We start from the raw sequence: 14,571 nt of genomic DNA, 5'->3' as shown, positions 1-14,571 counted from the left end.
CAGCCGTCGGCCGCCAGCCGGTCAGCCGTCAGCCGTCGGCCGCCAGCCGGTCAGCCGTCAGCCGTCGGTCGCCAGCCGGTCAGCCGTCAGCCGGTCGCGGCCCTCCTGGTCGCGGCCCGCTTCAGCGACCGCGCCCTGCGCACCACGCGCCGCAGCGCCGCGTTGCGCGGGATGAAGCCGAACTGCTTCGGGATCGCGCCCGGCAGCGCGAGCGTGGTCAGCCGGCGGCGCTTGAAGTAGCGCCAGGTGGAGCCCCTGAGGTGCTGGGCGAGGAAGTGCTCGGCCGCCGGCCGCAGATCCGCGCGGATCTGCGGCTGCATCGCGAAGCCGACCGCCTTGAGCAGGCCCGCCAGGTCGGGCGGGCCGGTGTGCGCGCCGTCCTCCGCCAGACCGGGGACCAGCGCGTCGACGATCGTGACCGGCACGCGGTTGCTGTTCTGGTACGGCGAGAGGCGTTCCAGGAGCAGGTCCGTGCCGGTACGGGCCACCGGGACCGCGTAGAACGTGCTCGCCGTCAGCAGCGCCGTCGAGAAGCACCCGACCACCAGCGCGGGACGGAAGCGCTGGTACACCACCTCGGCCAGCACCGGACTGTCCAGGACGGTCAGTTCGACGCCCAGCGCCTGCGCCTCGCGCTCCAGCAGGCGCGACCAGCGGGCCGGCGCCGTGGGGTGCGGCTTGAAGACGATCTGCCGGTGGCCCCGGTCGGCGGCCCCGCGCAACATCGCCACATGGAGGTCCTCCTCCTCCTCCGCGGTGAGGATCGAGAGCGCGGACAGGTACTGGCCGAGGAGGAGCGCCGAGCCGACGGGGAGCGACAACCCCTCCTCCGCGTCGGACAGTTCGCCGAGCACCTTCAGGAAGGACTCCGTCGGTACGACCTCCGGCGGTACGCCGAACTCCCCGAGCAGCAGCGGAGTCAGGCCCGGCACCAGGTCCAGGTGGAGCAGGCGGCGTACGCGCGTGCCGACCAGCGGGTCGATCTTGTTGCGGGTCGGGCCGTAGCTCATCAGCCCGTCGGCGTACACCTCGACGGGCGCGTCCGTGAACAGCTGGGTGAGCGCCAGCGCCGGATTGACCTGGATGGACTCGACGACCAGCTCCACCGTGTCGTCGCCGAGGTCCCACAGCAGCCTCAAGTGGCGTTCCCACAGCGGGATGTCGTCGGTGCGCGGCGACCAGGCGCCGGGGTGGAAGGGTGCGAGGGCCTCGTTCCAGGACAGCACCCGGTCGAAGCGGTTCCGCAGCCGCTCGAAGCCCGGCATCTCGTCGAGGGAGGGCGTCGTCTCGGGGGTGGTGGCGTTGTTGCTGACGAGGAGCAGGCGCCGGCCGGCCGGAGCGAAGCAGTCGCTGTCGATGGCGGCGGCGAGCGTCGCGGCGCCGTACAGCGTGGAGGCGAAGAAGATCTGCGTCGTGGCCATCAGGCAGCGGCCTCCGACGAGCCCTGCGCGACCGACGAGCCCTGCGCGACCGGCGCGGCCGGTGCGGTCCGCGCGCCCGCGGGACGGCGGTGGAGGCGGCGCAGCCTTACGGAACGCTCGGTGTCCATCGAGTCCAGCGCGTCCTTCAGGACGTCCTGCGGCATCCGCTTGAGGGCCGCCGCGCTCATCGTCCGCAGTTTCCGCGCCACGGCCGGTTCGAACCTCTCGATGCTTCCCAGGTGGTGGGAGATGATGGCGCAGTACGTGCGCACCGCCTTCGGCAGCAGCCGGTCCGCGTCGCGGTCCGCCGCCGTCTCCCCGACGACCTGGTCGAAGGCCCGGATGAAGTCGAGCTGCCGTACGTCACCGATCTGCGTGAGCGACGACGCGATGCCCCGCCGGTAGAAGACGCCCAGCATGCCGAGGACGGCGAAGCTCCCGGCCTCCCGGTGCAGCCGCCAGATCCACGGCCGGTCCTCGGCCGTGCGCAGGCCGTCGGTGAAGTGCAGCAGCCCCCGGTCGGCGAGCCTGCGGTGGTACATGCCGGCCCAGGCGTACGCGTAGTCGACGGAGGTGGAGCGGGTGGCGGGCAGGATCGCCTCGCGCGGCGACATGACGACGCCGCGCCGCCCGTGCGGGACGCGGTGGACCGTACGCGTACGCCCGGTGCACTGCACGTGGTCGGTGCGGACGAAGTCGCAGCCCAGCTCCTCCATGGCGGCGAGCAGGCGCGCGTAGTGGCCGGGGGCCAGCCAGTCGTCACCGTCGAGGAAGGTCAGGTACTCGCCGCGCGCCGCGTCGAGACCGGTGTTGCGGGCGGTGGCCAGGCCGCCGTTGCGCTCGTGTCTGACCAGGACCGCCCCCGGGAGCTCGCGCTCGGCACGCTGGAGGATCTCCGGCGTCCCGTCGGTCGAACAGTCGTCGACGAGGATGAATTCGAAGTCCTCGCGGGCATTCGCGCGGAGGCTTCGAAGGGTGTCTGGGGCGTATGTCTGCACGTTGAAGAACGGCACGACGACAGAGAGCTTGACCACCCCCGCGACGCTAGGGCGCACTGCGGCATTCGCCGCGACCCCCACGGGGACGGCGGGTGAACGAAGAATGGCGGAATGGTTAACCCGCCTGTTTTCCGGGCGCCGACGCCGACCGTCGATGTGCTGTTAACCGTTTGTTGCGGCTGAGTTGGGCCGTCAATCGGAATGCCTCCCTAGTTTCGTCGATGTGCCAGCAAGTACCAGCAAAGCCCTGCGGATCGCCGTGATCGCCGATTCCGACACGCGATGGAAATGGGGGGCGCTCACCGCCCGCCGCATCGCACCGGAAGCCGGAATCAGCGGATTCCTGCTGCGCGGCCGGGCCACCCCCACCCCCCGTCAGCTCGCCGAGGTCGGCGTGGAGGCCGAGGGGGTGCGGGAGGTGACCGCCGCCGAATTCATCGGTGAGGTCGAGCACGAGGCGTACGACGTCGTCCTGCTCGCCCTCGTCGGCGGCGCCGTACAGGCGATGCTGCACGGCCTGGCGCCGCTGTGGCCGGGCACCGGCCGCCGGCCCGTCATCAGCACCGGTTACGTCGGCGTCGTCTACGAGAAGCTCGCCGACGGGCTGCTGCTGCGCCACGGCGCCGACATCGTCATCGCCAACTCCCGCCACGACGCGGAGCGTTTCCGCGCGGTGTACGAGGGCGTGGGCGCCGACGCCACGGCCGTCACGGAGGCCGCGCTGCCCTTCCTGGGCGGCGCCGGCTACACGGGCACGGACACCCGCACCGTCGTCTTCGCCGCCCAGCCCTCCGTCCCGCAGTCCCGCGCCGACCGCGCCTACCTGCTGCGCCGCCTCGTCCGGCACGCCCGCCTGCACCCCGGCCGCGAGGTCCTCCTCAAGCTCCGCAGCAAGCCGGGCGAGCACACCACGCACATCGAGGAACTGCCCTACCAGAAGCTCGCGGCCCGCGTCGAAGGCGGGATGCCCCCCAACTTCCGCCTCGTGTACGGGCACATGGGCGAGGTCCTGGACCGCGCCGACCTCCTCGTCACGGTCAGCTCGACCGCCGCCCTGGAGTCCCTGCACCGCCGCATCCCGACCGCCGTCCTCACCGACCTGGGCGTGCGCGAGGTCCTCGGCAACCACCACTTCCTCGGCTCCGGCTGCCTCGCCTCCTGGGACCAGCTCGACGCCGGCCACCGGCCGCGGGCCGACGAGGAGTGGCTCGGGCGCCAGGGAGTGGCCGCGGACGGCTCGTACGAGACGGCCTTCGACGCCGTACGCGAACGGGTCGCCGCACTCCTGGAGCGCCCCGGCCTCCCGCCGGTCGCCCCCTACTACACCTCCGCCACCGCGCCGGGCTACCTCCCCGGCATCCTCGCCCGCCACCGCCTCGACGGCACGCACACCACCGCCGACGTCACCGGCGTACGCCGCGTCCTGCGCGACGCCGTGCGCGAGGCGGCGCGCGGGGCCTACCGCCACGGGGTGCAGCGCGTGGCGCCCGTCATCCGCCGCATGGGAGAACTGTGAACAGCCAGCCCGAGCCCCAGACCGACGCGGCACGGCCCGGACGCCGCGTCCTCGCCGTGATCCCCGCCCGCGGCGGATCCAAGGGCGTACCGGGGAAGAACCTCGCCCCCGTCGGCGGAGTGCCGCTCGTGGCGCGCGCCGTCCGGGCGTGCCGGGGCGCCGCTCACGTCACGGACGTGGTCGTCTCCACGGACGACCCCGCCATCGCGGCGGCGGCGCGCGGCGCGGGCGCCGAGGTGGTGCCGCGCCCGGCCGGCATCGCGGGGGACACGGCGACCAGCGAGGCGGCCGTGCTGCACGCCCTGGACGCCCACGAGGCGCTGCACGGCGCGGTGGTGGACGTGGTGCTGCTGGTGCAGTGCACGAGCCCGTTCCTGACCGGCGAGGACGTCGACGGCGTCTGTGCCGCGGTCGTCGAGGACGGCGCGGACACGGCCCACACGGTGGCCCCCTTCCACGGCTTCGTCTGGCGCGAGTCCGCCGAAACCGCCGAATCCGCCCGGCCCGCCGAGTCCACCCGGTCCGCCGCGCAGGGCGTCAACCACGACAAGAGCTTCCGCCCCCGCCGTCAGGACCGTCCGCAGGACTTCCTGGAGACGGGTGCGGCGTACGCCATGGACGCGGCCGGATTCCGCAAGGCCGGGCACCGCTTCTTCGGGCGCACCGCGCTCGTCGTCACGGACCCGGCCCGCGTCCTGGAGATCGACGACCCGCACGACCTGGCCCGCGCCCGCGCCCTCGCGCCGCTCCTCGACCCGCGGGAGACACCGGGCGCCCTCCCCACCCGCGTCGACGTCGACGCCGTCGTCATCGACTTCGACGGCACCCAGACCGACGACCGGGTGCTGATCGACTCCGAGGGGCGCGAACTCGTCGCCGTGCACCGCGGCGACGGGCTCGGCATCGCGGCCCTGCGCAAGGCGGGGCTCAAGCTGCTGATCCTGTCCACGGAACAGAACGCGGTCGTCGCCGCACGGGCCCGCAAGCTGCGCATCCCCGTGCTCCACGGCGTCGACCGCAAGGACCTCGCCCTCAAGCAGTGGTGCGAGGAGCAGGGCGTGGCACCCGAGCGGGTGCTCTACGCCGGCAACGACGTCAACGACCTGTCCTGCCTGGCCCTCGTGGGCTGGCCGGTGGCGGTCGCCAACGCCCACGACACGGTGCGCGCGGCGGCGCGCGCCGTGACGACGATCCCGGGCGGCGAGGGCGCGATCCGCGAGATCGCCGCCTGGGTCCTCGGCCCGTCACTCACCACCGACACCGACACCGACACCCCCGCCCTCACCCCGTAACCCACCCCCCGTAAGGAAAAGATCCACATGAGCACCAACTCCCGCCTCCGCACCCTCGGTTCCAAGACCGCGGGCCCGGGCCACCCCGTCTACGTCACCGGCGAGATCGGCATCAACCACAACGGCGACATCGAGAACGCCTTCGCGCTCATCGACGCCGCCGCCGACGCCGGCTGCGACGCGGTCAAGTTCCAGAAGCGGACCCCGGAGATCTGCACCCCGCGCGACCAGTGGGACATCGAGCGCGACACCCCGTGGGGCCGGATGACCTACATCGACTACCGCCACCGCGTCGAGTTCGGCGAGGACGAGTACCGCGCCATCGACGAGCACTGCCGGAAGCGCGGCATCGACTGGTTCGCCTCCCCGTGGGACACCGAGGCCGTCGCCTTCCTGGAGAAGTTCGACGTACCGGCCCACAAGGTCGCCTCCGCGTCCCTCACGGACGACGAGCTGCTGCGCGCGCTGCGCGCCACCGGCCGCACGGTCATCCTCTCCACCGGCATGTCGACGCCGCGCCAGATCCGCCACGCCGTGGAGGTGCTGGGCAGCGACAACATCCTGCTCTGCCACGCCACCTCGACGTACCCGGCCAAGGCCGAGGAGCTCAACCTGCGCGTGATCAACACGCTCCAGGCCGAGTACCCCAACGTCCCGATCGGCTACAGCGGCCACGAGACCGGCCTCCAGACGACGCTGGCCGCCGTCGCCCTCGGCGCCGCGTTCGTCGAGCGCCACATCACCCTCGACCGCGCCATGTGGGGCTCCGACCAGGCCGCCTCCGTCGAGCCCGGCGGCCTGACCCGCCTGGTCCGCGACATCCGCACCATCGAGGCATCCCTCGGTGACGGCGTCAAGAAGGTGTACGAGTCCGAGCTCGGTCCGATGAAGAAGCTGCGCCGGGTCGCGGGCGTCGTCGCCGAGGGCGCCGACCGCGAGCCCGTCGCGGTCTGACGGACCGAGGTCGAAGTCGCCGTGAACGGCACCCCCGGCCCCCCCGCCACCGAGGTCTCCGAGGCGTCCCGCGCCTCCGACGCCTCCGAGACCCTCGCCTTCGTCGAGAGCCCGGTCCAGCTCCTGAACGTCCTGGAGTGGGCCCACGCGCAGGCGGATCCCCGGGCACCGGCGCAGCGGCACGACCTCACGGTCGTCGTCCTCTCGCCCACCGACCCCATGACCCGCGGCCAGCTGCGGCGCATGGCGGAGCTCGCCCGCCACGAAGGCATGCGGGTGCGGTGGGAGGAGGCCCGTGGCGGGGCGGGGGCGCCGTTCCAGACCATCGGCGGCCTGGCGTCCGCCCTGCGCCGGGCGCGCCGCGTCGTCATCGGCGACCCGTTCTCGCGGTACGTACAACTGCTGCTGATGATCACGCGCGCCCGGGACCTGGTCGTCGTCGACGACGGCACGGCCACCATGGAGTTCATCGCCCAGCTCACCGGCGGCGAGCGCCTGGAGCGCTGGCACCGGCGCGGCGGCCGCCGGGCGGCGCGCGACGTCGTCTTCGGGCCGGTCTCGGCGTCGGCGCGCCGCCGCCTCACCCCGTCGCCCACCCGCACCGTCGAGGTCTTCACCTCGATGCCCGTGGAGCGGGCTCCGGGGATCACCGTCACCGCCAACGACTTCGGCTGGACCCGGACCCGCTTCGGGCCGCCCCGCGTCTCGCGCGGCGCGGACCTGGTCGGCACCTCGCTGGTCGAGACGGGTGTCGTCGACCCCGACCGGTACGTCGAGGCGGTCACCACCCTGGCCCGCACCCACGGCGCCACCCGCTACTTCGCCCACCGTCGCGAGAGCACCGACAAGCTGCACCGCCTCGCCGTCGAGACGGGTCTGGAGATCGTCCGCCCCGACCTGCCGCTGGAGCTCATCGCCCGGCGCGGCCCGATCGGCCGTACGATACTCAGCTTCCCCTCGACCGTGGTGCACACCCTCCCGCTCGCGCTGGCGGGCACGGGCGTACGGGTCGCGGTCTGCGACGTGAACCCGCAGTGGCTGCGGGACACGGCCTCACCCCGCGCCCAGGGCTTCCTGTCGGGCGTCACCACCACGGCCCGCGACGTCCAGCGCCTCCCGGCCCTGGGCTGAATGTCCGGCGAATGTCTGGTTCGACACATATGTGAGTTCGCACACGGAGGAGCGGATTCCACGCGCGGGAAGGTGGGCCGCAGGACGGTCCCGACGCGAGGGTAAAACACCAGCTCGACGGCGCGATGAGAGCGGCGCAGCTTACCCGCCCGGGCCGGATCCCATGCACCGTGCGACCGCTTTTCCTTCCCCTATGCGACTGAAGTTTTGTAGATCACTGGTCACTCACCCCCCTGAGGCGCCTACCCTTTCAGGGATGAGCCAGCTGATCTGCGAGTCCGAAGAAGCAGCACTGCCCGGGATGGTCCCGCTCCCCGGCACGCTGCCCGAGAGCCTGCGTCTTGAGCTGATCGCCTTCCGCCGCGACCTGCACATGCACCCCGAGCTCGGCAATCAGGAGTTCCGCACCACCGCCGCGATCAAGACCCGCCTGGAGCAGGCAGGTCTGGCGCCGCGCGTGCTGCCCTCGGGGACCGGGCTCATCTGCGACATCGGCACGGTCCCGGCCGCCGCCGGCCGCGACGGCGTACGCCCGGTCCTGGCCCTGCGCGCCGACATCGACGCGCTGCCCATCCCGGACACCAAGACGGACGTCCCGTACCGCTCCACCGTCCCCGACCGCGCGCACGCCTGCGGCCACGACGTGCACACCACGGTGGTGCTCGGCGCCGGCCTGGTCCTCGCCGACCTGGCCCGCCAGGGCCTGCTGACGCAGCCGGTACGGCTGATCTTCCAGCCCGCCGAGGAGATGATGCCCGGCGGCGCGCTCGGCGTGATCGAGGCCGGCGGCCTCGACGGCGTGGGCAGGATCATCGCGGTGCACTGCGACCCCAAGGTCGACGCGGGCCGCATCGGCCTGCGCACCGGCCCGATCACCTCGGCCTGCGACCGGATCGAGATCTCGCTGGACGGCCCCGGCGGCCACACCGCCCGCCCGCACCTCACCACCGACCTGGTCACGGCCGTCGCCAGGGTCGCCACCGACGTCCCGGCGCTGGTCGCCCGCCGCGTCGACGCACGCGCGGGACTCGCGGTGACCTGGGGCCGCATCGAGTCCGGCCACGCCTGCAACGTCATCCCGCAGCGCGCCGTGCTCGCCGGCACCGTCCGCTGCCTGGACCTCGGCGCCTGGCACGAGGCCCCGGACCTGATCCACGCCGCGATCGACGAGATCGCGACCCTGCACGGCGCCAAGTCGGAGATCAACTACGTCCGCGGCGTCCCGCCGGTCGTGAACGAGCACGCCGTCACCGAGCTGCTCACCGACGCGATGGCCGCCAGGCGCGGACTGCACGCGATCGAGGACACCGAGCAGAGCCTCGGCGGCGAGGACTTCTCCTGGTACCTGGAGCAGGTCCCGGGCGCGATGGCCCGCCTGGGCGTGCGCACCCCGGGCGACACCGCCCGTCGCGACCTGCACCGTGGTGACTTCGACGTCGACGAGGCCGCGATCGAGGTCGGCGTCGAGCTCTTCACCGCCGCCGCGTTGCTCGAAGGACACCGTTCGTAACCAGCCACGGCGCCTTTCGTTCACGACGATCCGATAACAGCTGTCGTACGGTCGCTTATCCGGCATCTACGCGCGTTACGATCGCCGCGAAACCAGCGCCGGCAGAGGCGCTTCGGTCAGGTTGAAGGAGCCCTCCCGTGCGCCGGGTAACCAGAAGTGCCACTGTGGCCATCGCGTCCACAGCCCTCGCGTTCTCCGCCACCGCGTGTGGCAAGACGTCGGACTCCGGTTCCGACCCGAAGGGAGCCAGCGCCGCCATCGCGTACGACATCGGCGGCCGCGGCGACCAGTCCTTCAACGACGCCGCGTACGCCGGCCTGGAGAAGGCCGAGAAGGACCTCGACATCAAGGGCAACGACCAGGAGCCCTCCGAGGGCGAGTCGGACGCCGACAAGGTCCAGCGCCTCACCGAGCTGGCCCGCACCGGCAACAACCCGGTGATCGGTGTCGGCTTCGCCTACGCGCCGGCCATCAAGAAGGTCGCGCCGAAGTTCCCGAAGACCACCTTCGGCATCATCGACGACACCTCGGTGACCGGCAAGAACATCGCGAACCTGGTCTTCAACGAGGAGCAGGGCTCCTACCTCGCCGGCGTCGCCGCGGCCAAGGCCACCAAGACCAACAAGGTCGGCTTCATCGGCGGCGTCGAGGTCCCGCTGATCAAGAAGTTCGAGGCGGGCTTCGCCCAGGGTGTCAAGGACACCAACCCCCAGGTCGAGGTCCTCGAGCAGTACCTGACGCAGCCGCCGAACTTCGACGGCTTCGCCAAGCCCGACCTCGGCAAGGCCGCCGCCCAGGGCCAGCTCGACAAGGGCGCCGACGTGATCTACCACGCCGCCGGTCTCGCGGGCTCCGGCGCGATCGAAGCAGCCGCCAACAAGGGCAAGTGGGCCATCGGCGTCGACTCGGACCAGTACAAGCAGCCCGGTCTGGCGAAGTACAAGGACAAGATCCTCACTTCGGTGACCAAGGACGTCTCCGACTCGGTCTACAACCTGATCAAGTCGGTCAAGGACGGCAAGCCGCAGTCCGGTGAGGTCCGTTACGGCCTCGCGGAGGACGGGGTGGGCCTGTCCGACTCCAACCCGGCGTACCGGAAGATGACGGACCTCATCGCCGCCGTCGACAAGGCGAAGGCCGCCATCGTCGCCGACAAGATCAAGGTCAAGACCGCGCCGTAGGGCCGCCGGCCACGACGTGAGACCCGGGGGACCGGGGAGGCGGTTTCCGTCGCCTCTCCGGCCCCCCGGCCGCATACCGCCCGGCTCTTTCCGTCATTCGACGGAGCTACGCGCGTAGACGCTCCTGTAGCACGATAGTTTCGCCGCGCCCCGCATCCCTGCGTTCCCGTATCCCTGCCTCCCGCTCCTTTCCGCCAAGGAGAGTGCGTCATCAACGCGTCCAGCCCGCCCCCCGCCGTGGAACTGCACGGCATCACCAAGCGCTTCCCCGGCGTCGTCGCCAACCACGACATCGACATCACCATCCGCAAGGGCACCGTGCACGCCCTCGTCGGTGAGAACGGTGCCGGAAAGTCGACCCTGATGAAGATCCTCTACGGCATGCAGAAGCCGGACGAGGGCACCATCACCATCGACGGGGAGCAGGCCACGTTCCACAGCCCCGCCGACGCCATCGCACGCGGCATCGGCATGGTGCACCAGCACTTCATGCTCGCCGACAACCTCACCGTCCTGGAGAACGTCGTCCTCGGCGGCGAGAAGCTGTACGGCATCGGCAGCAAGGCCCGCGACAGGATCAAGGAGATCTCGGACGCGTACGGACTGAACGTGCGCCCCGACGCCCTGGTCGAGAACCTCGGTGTGGCCGACCGCCAGCGCGTGGAGATCCTCAAGGTCCTCTACCGCGGCGCCCGCATCCTCATCCTCGACGAGCCGACCGCCGTGCTCGTGCCGCAGGAGGTCGACGCGCTCTTCGCCAACCTCCGCGAGCTCAAGTCCGAGGGCCTGACGGTCATCTTCATCTCGCACAAGCTGGGCGAGGTCCTCTCGGTCGCCGACGACATCACCGTCATCCGGCGCGGCACGACCGTGGGCACCGCCGATCCGGCGGACACCACCCCCAAGCAGCTCGCCGAGCTGATGGTCGGCAGCGAACTCCCCTCGCCCGAGACCCGCGAGTCGACGGTCACCGACGTACCGATGCTCCGCATCGACGGCCTCCAGCTCCACGCCGTCGACCCCGACGGCGCCGTGCGCGAGGTGCTCGCCGGGATCTCCCTCACCATCCACAAGGGCGAGGTCCTCGGCATCGCGGGCGTCGAGGGCAACGGCCAGGCCGAGCTCGTCGAGGCGATCATGGGCATGCGCGACCCGGACGGCGGCGTCATCACGCTCGACGGCGCCGACATCTCGCACGCTCCCACCCGCAAGCGCCGCGAGGGCGGCATCGGCTACATCCCCGAGGACCGCCACCGGCACGGTCTGCTCCTCGAAGCGCCGCTGTGGGAGAACCGCATCCTCGGCCACGTCACCGAGGAGCCCAACTCCAAGCGCGGACTGCTCGACCTGAAGGCGGCCCGCGCCGACACCGAGCGGATCGTGCGCGAGTACGACGTCCGTACGCCCGGCATCGAGGTCACCGCGGCCTCGCTGTCCGGCGGCAACCAGCAGAAGCTGATCGTCGGCCGCGAGATGAGCCACGCCCCCAAGCTGCTCATCGCCGCGCACCCCACGCGCGGCGTGGACGTCGGCGCCCAGGCGCAGATCTGGGACCAGATCCGCGAGGCACGCCGCGAGGGACTGGCCGTACTGCTGATCTCCGCCGACCTGGACGAGCTGATCGGGCTCTCCGACACCCTGCGGGTCATGTACCGCGGCCGCCTGGTCGCGGACGCCGACCCGGCCACCATCACCCCGGAGGAGCTGGGCTCGGCCATGACCGGTGCCGCCAGCGGTCATCTGGAGCACGCCCCAAAGGACGAGGCCTGATGAAGAAATTCGACAAGGACCGGCTGGTTCTGGGCCTCGCCGGCCCAGTGCTCGCGCTGGTCGTCGCCGTCGCGCTCACCTCGGTGGTGCTGCTCGCCTCGGGCCGTGACCCGATCGAGCCGTACACGCTGATGATCGAGAACGCCGCGTACGCCGACATCCAGGTGCTGATCCTCAACCAGGCCGGCACGTACTACCTGGCGGCGCTCGCCGTGGCCGTCGGCTTCCGGATGAACCTGTTCAACATCGGCGTGGACGGCCAGTACCGGCTCGCCGCGATGATGGCGGCCCTGGTCGGCGCCAGCGTCGAGCTGCCCGGCCCGCTGCACATCGCCCTCATCGTGATCGTCGCGATGCTGACCGGCGCCTTCTGGGCCGGTATCGCGGGCATCCTGCGGACCATCCGGGGCGTGAGCGAGGTCGTCTCCACGATCATGCTCAACGCGATCGCCACCAGCCTCATCGCCTGGCTGATCCTCCCCGACAACTTCGGCGTCCAGCCGGAGGGCTCCAACGACCTCACCACGGGCGACATCGCGGAGTCCGGCTGGTTCCCGAGCGTGAGCATGGGCGACGGCGGCGAGATCTACGGCTTCACGTTCGTCGCCTTCGCGCTCGGCATCGTCTACTGGTTCGTGCTCAACCGGACCCGCTTCGGCTTCGACCTGCGCGCCACCGGCGCCAGCCAGACCGCCGCCGCGGCCTCCGGCGTCGACGCCAAGAAGATGATCCTGACCGCGATGCTGATCTCGGGCGGGGTCGCCGGCCTGGCCGGAATGCCGACGCTGCTGGGCGACACCCACACCTACAGCCTCAGCTTCCCGACCGGCATCGGCTTCACGGGCATCACCATCGCCCTGCTCGGCCGCAACAACCCGGTCGGCATCCTGTTCAGCGCACTGCTGATCGCCTTCCTCGACAAGGCGTCCGCCGTCCTCGACCAGTACGGCTACGAGAAGGAGATCGCCACGATCATGCAGGGCCTGATCGTGATCGCGGTCGTCGTCAGTTACGAACTCGTCCGCCGCTACGGGCTCCGCCGCCAGCAGCAGAAGGTGGGCGAGGAGCTCGCCGCAGCCGCCCGCAAGAACCGTGAGGAGGTGGCGGCGTCATGAGTACCAGCACTGTCTCCGCCGTGAGCGCGGCGCCCAAGAAGAGCGCCCGCCGCAAACTGTCCGTCCCCGTCGTCCTGCTGATCATCGCGGGCGGGCTCGCCCTGGTCTCGCTGGTGCGCCTCATCAGCGGCGCCGACGACCTGACCTCCGTCGGCCAGGTCTCCGGCGCGCTCCAGCTCGCCGTCCCGATCGGCCTCGCCGGTCTCGGCGGCCTGTGGGCCGAGCGCGCGGGCGTCGTCAACATCGGCCTCGAAGGCATGATGATCCTGGGCACCTGGTTCGGCGCGTACGCCGGCTACCAGTGGGGCCCGTGGTCGGGCGTCGCCCTCGGCATCCTCGGCGGCGCGCTCGGCGGTCTGCTGCACGCGGTCATCACGGTCACCTTCGGCGTGAACCACATCGTCTCCGGTGTGGCCATCAACATCCTGGCCGTGGGCGCCACCCGCTACCTCTCCAACTTCACCTTCGACAAGGCCGCGGGCGGTTCCTCCAAGCAGTCCCCGCGCATCGACGAGATCACGAAGATCACCATTCCGGGGCTCTCCGACTGGCTGCGGGACATCCAGGGCAGGCACTGGTTCTTCGTCTCGGACGTCGCGGGTGTCCTCGGCGGCCTGCTCACCAACCTCTCCCTGCTGACCGTCGTCGCACTGCTGCTGATCCCGGCCACCGTCTGGATCCTCTGGCACACGTCCTTCGGCCTGCGCCTGCGCTCCTGCGGCGAGAACCCGGTGGCCGCCGAGTCCCTGGGCGTCAACGTCTACAAGTACAAGTACATCGCCGTCGTCGTCTCCGGCGGCCTCGCCGGCCTCGCGGGCGCCTTCCTCGCCATCGTCGCCACCGGCATCTACCAGGAGGGCCAGACCGGCGGCCGCGGCTACATCGGTCTCGCCGCGATGATCTTCGGCAACTGGATGCCGGGCGGAATGGCGCTGGGCGCCGGCCTCTTCGGCTTCACCGACAGCCTCAAGCTGCGCGGCGGCGCCGAGAACGTCCACGCGATGCTGCTCCTGCTGGCGATCCTGCTGCTGATCGTCCTGTTCTGGCAGCTGTACAAGAAGAAGTACGTGCCCGCCGCGGTCTCCGGCGTCGCCGCCGTGGCCCTCTTCACCTGGTACGCGTTCACCGACGAGGTCCCGAGCCAGTTCGTGGACGCCGCGCCGTACATCACCACCCTGCTCGTCCTGGCGCTCTCCGCACAGCGGCTCCGCATGCCCAAGGCCAACGGCATGCCGTACCGCAAGGGCCAGGGCAAGTGACGCGAGGAGCGGCGGCCGTCGACTGGGAGGCCCTGCGGGAGGCGGCGCGCGAGGCCATGTCGCGCGCGTACGCCCCCTACTCGGGCTTCCCGGTCGGCGCCGCGGCCCTCGTCGACGACGGCCGCACCGTCACCGGCTGCAACGTGGAGAACGCCTCCTACGGCCTCTCCCTGTGCGCCGAGTGCGGCCTCGTCTCGCAGCTCAACGCCACCGGCGGCGGCCGCCTGACGCATTTCACCTGCGTCGACGGCCGGGGCGAGATCCTGATGCCGTGCGGCCGCTGCCGGCAGCTGCTGTACGAATTCGGCGGCCCCGCGCTGCTGCTCGACACGTCGGCGGGTATCCGTACCCTCGCCGACATGCTCCCCGACGCCTTCGGCCCCCAGCACCTGGCGCCCGGCTCCCCGGAAGGAACCCGATAAAC

General features: G+C 71.4%; 12 protein-coding genes. 10 read left to right on the top strand and 2 right to left on the bottom strand.

Features of this window, described 5'->3' with window-relative positions; translation table 11 throughout:
* Positions 1–86 precede the first annotated feature (86 nt).
* Positions 87–1,421, bottom strand: coding sequence for an alpha-2,8-polysialyltransferase family protein (locus ACWDZ4_RS28750; RefSeq protein WP_451511306.1), 1,335 nt, complete (start codon positions 1,419–1,421; stop codon positions 87–89).
* The gene (locus tag ACWDZ4_RS28745) at positions 1,421–2,455 is read right to left on the bottom strand and encodes a glycosyltransferase family 2 protein (protein ID WP_451511305.1); all 1,035 of its coding nucleotides are present in this window, start codon (positions 2,453–2,455) and stop codon (positions 1,421–1,423) included. Before ACWDZ4_RS28745 ends, ACWDZ4_RS28750 begins: the two co-directional genes overlap by 1 nt.
* 187 nt (positions 2,456–2,642) lie before the next feature.
* On the opposite strand from ACWDZ4_RS28745, the gene ACWDZ4_RS28740 reads away from it, so the two are divergent.
* From ACWDZ4_RS28740 to ACWDZ4_RS28695, 10 genes are all read left to right on the top strand, one after another.
* On the top strand, positions 2,643–3,935 hold the full coding sequence (locus ACWDZ4_RS28740; RefSeq protein ID WP_451511304.1) for a DUF6716 putative glycosyltransferase: 1,293 nt from the start codon (positions 2,643–2,645) through the stop codon (positions 3,933–3,935).
* Positions 3,932–5,227 carry a cytidylyltransferase domain-containing protein gene (locus ACWDZ4_RS28735; protein ID WP_451511303.1) on the top strand — a complete coding sequence of 432 codons (1,296 nt, stop codon included), beginning with the start codon at positions 3,932–3,934 and terminating at the stop codon, positions 5,225–5,227. The genes ACWDZ4_RS28740 and ACWDZ4_RS28735 overlap by 4 nt, the downstream gene beginning before the upstream one ends.
* Before the next feature lie 27 nt (positions 5,228–5,254).
* Entirely contained in the window at positions 5,255–6,181 is a 927-nt protein-coding gene (locus ACWDZ4_RS28730) for an N-acetylneuraminate synthase family protein (protein WP_451511302.1), read from the top strand.
* A 21-nt stretch (positions 6,182–6,202) separates the two neighbouring features.
* Positions 6,203–7,312 carry a hypothetical protein gene (locus ACWDZ4_RS28725; RefSeq protein ID WP_451511301.1) on the top strand — a complete coding sequence of 370 codons (1,110 nt, stop codon included), beginning with the start codon at positions 6,203–6,205 and terminating at the stop codon, positions 7,310–7,312.
* Between the two features lie 256 nt (positions 7,313–7,568).
* Positions 7,569–8,822, top strand: coding sequence for an amidohydrolase (locus ACWDZ4_RS28720; RefSeq protein WP_451511300.1), 1,254 nt, complete (start codon positions 7,569–7,571; stop codon positions 8,820–8,822).
* Between the two features lie 137 nt (positions 8,823–8,959).
* Positions 8,960–10,003 (top strand): BMP family lipoprotein, encoded by a 1,044-nt coding sequence (locus ACWDZ4_RS28715; protein WP_451511299.1) that lies wholly within the window; start codon positions 8,960–8,962, stop codon positions 10,001–10,003.
* Positions 10,004–10,240: 237 nt separating this feature from the next.
* A complete protein-coding gene (locus ACWDZ4_RS28710) occupies positions 10,241–11,773 on the top strand; it encodes an ABC transporter ATP-binding protein (protein ID WP_451511298.1) in 1,533 nt (510 codons plus the stop codon).
* Positions 11,773–12,888: an ABC transporter permease gene (locus tag ACWDZ4_RS28705; RefSeq protein WP_451511297.1), complete on the top strand. Its 1,116-nt coding sequence runs from the start codon at positions 11,773–11,775 to the stop codon at positions 12,886–12,888. Before ACWDZ4_RS28710 ends, ACWDZ4_RS28705 begins: the two co-directional genes overlap by 1 nt.
* Complete coding sequence (locus ACWDZ4_RS28700) at positions 12,885–14,147, top strand: ABC transporter permease (RefSeq protein WP_451511296.1); 1,263 nt, start codon at positions 12,885–12,887, stop codon at positions 14,145–14,147. Before ACWDZ4_RS28705 ends, ACWDZ4_RS28700 begins: the two co-directional genes overlap by 4 nt.
* Positions 14,144–14,569, top strand: a complete 426-nt coding sequence (locus ACWDZ4_RS28695; protein ID WP_451511295.1) for a cytidine deaminase — start codon at positions 14,144–14,146, stop codon at positions 14,567–14,569. Before ACWDZ4_RS28700 ends, ACWDZ4_RS28695 begins: the two co-directional genes overlap by 4 nt.
* Positions 14,570–14,571 lie beyond the last annotated feature (2 nt).

This window comes from Streptomyces sp. NPDC003016 (genome assembly GCF_053591455.1).
This window is presented reverse-complemented; position numbering and strand designations above follow the sequence as displayed.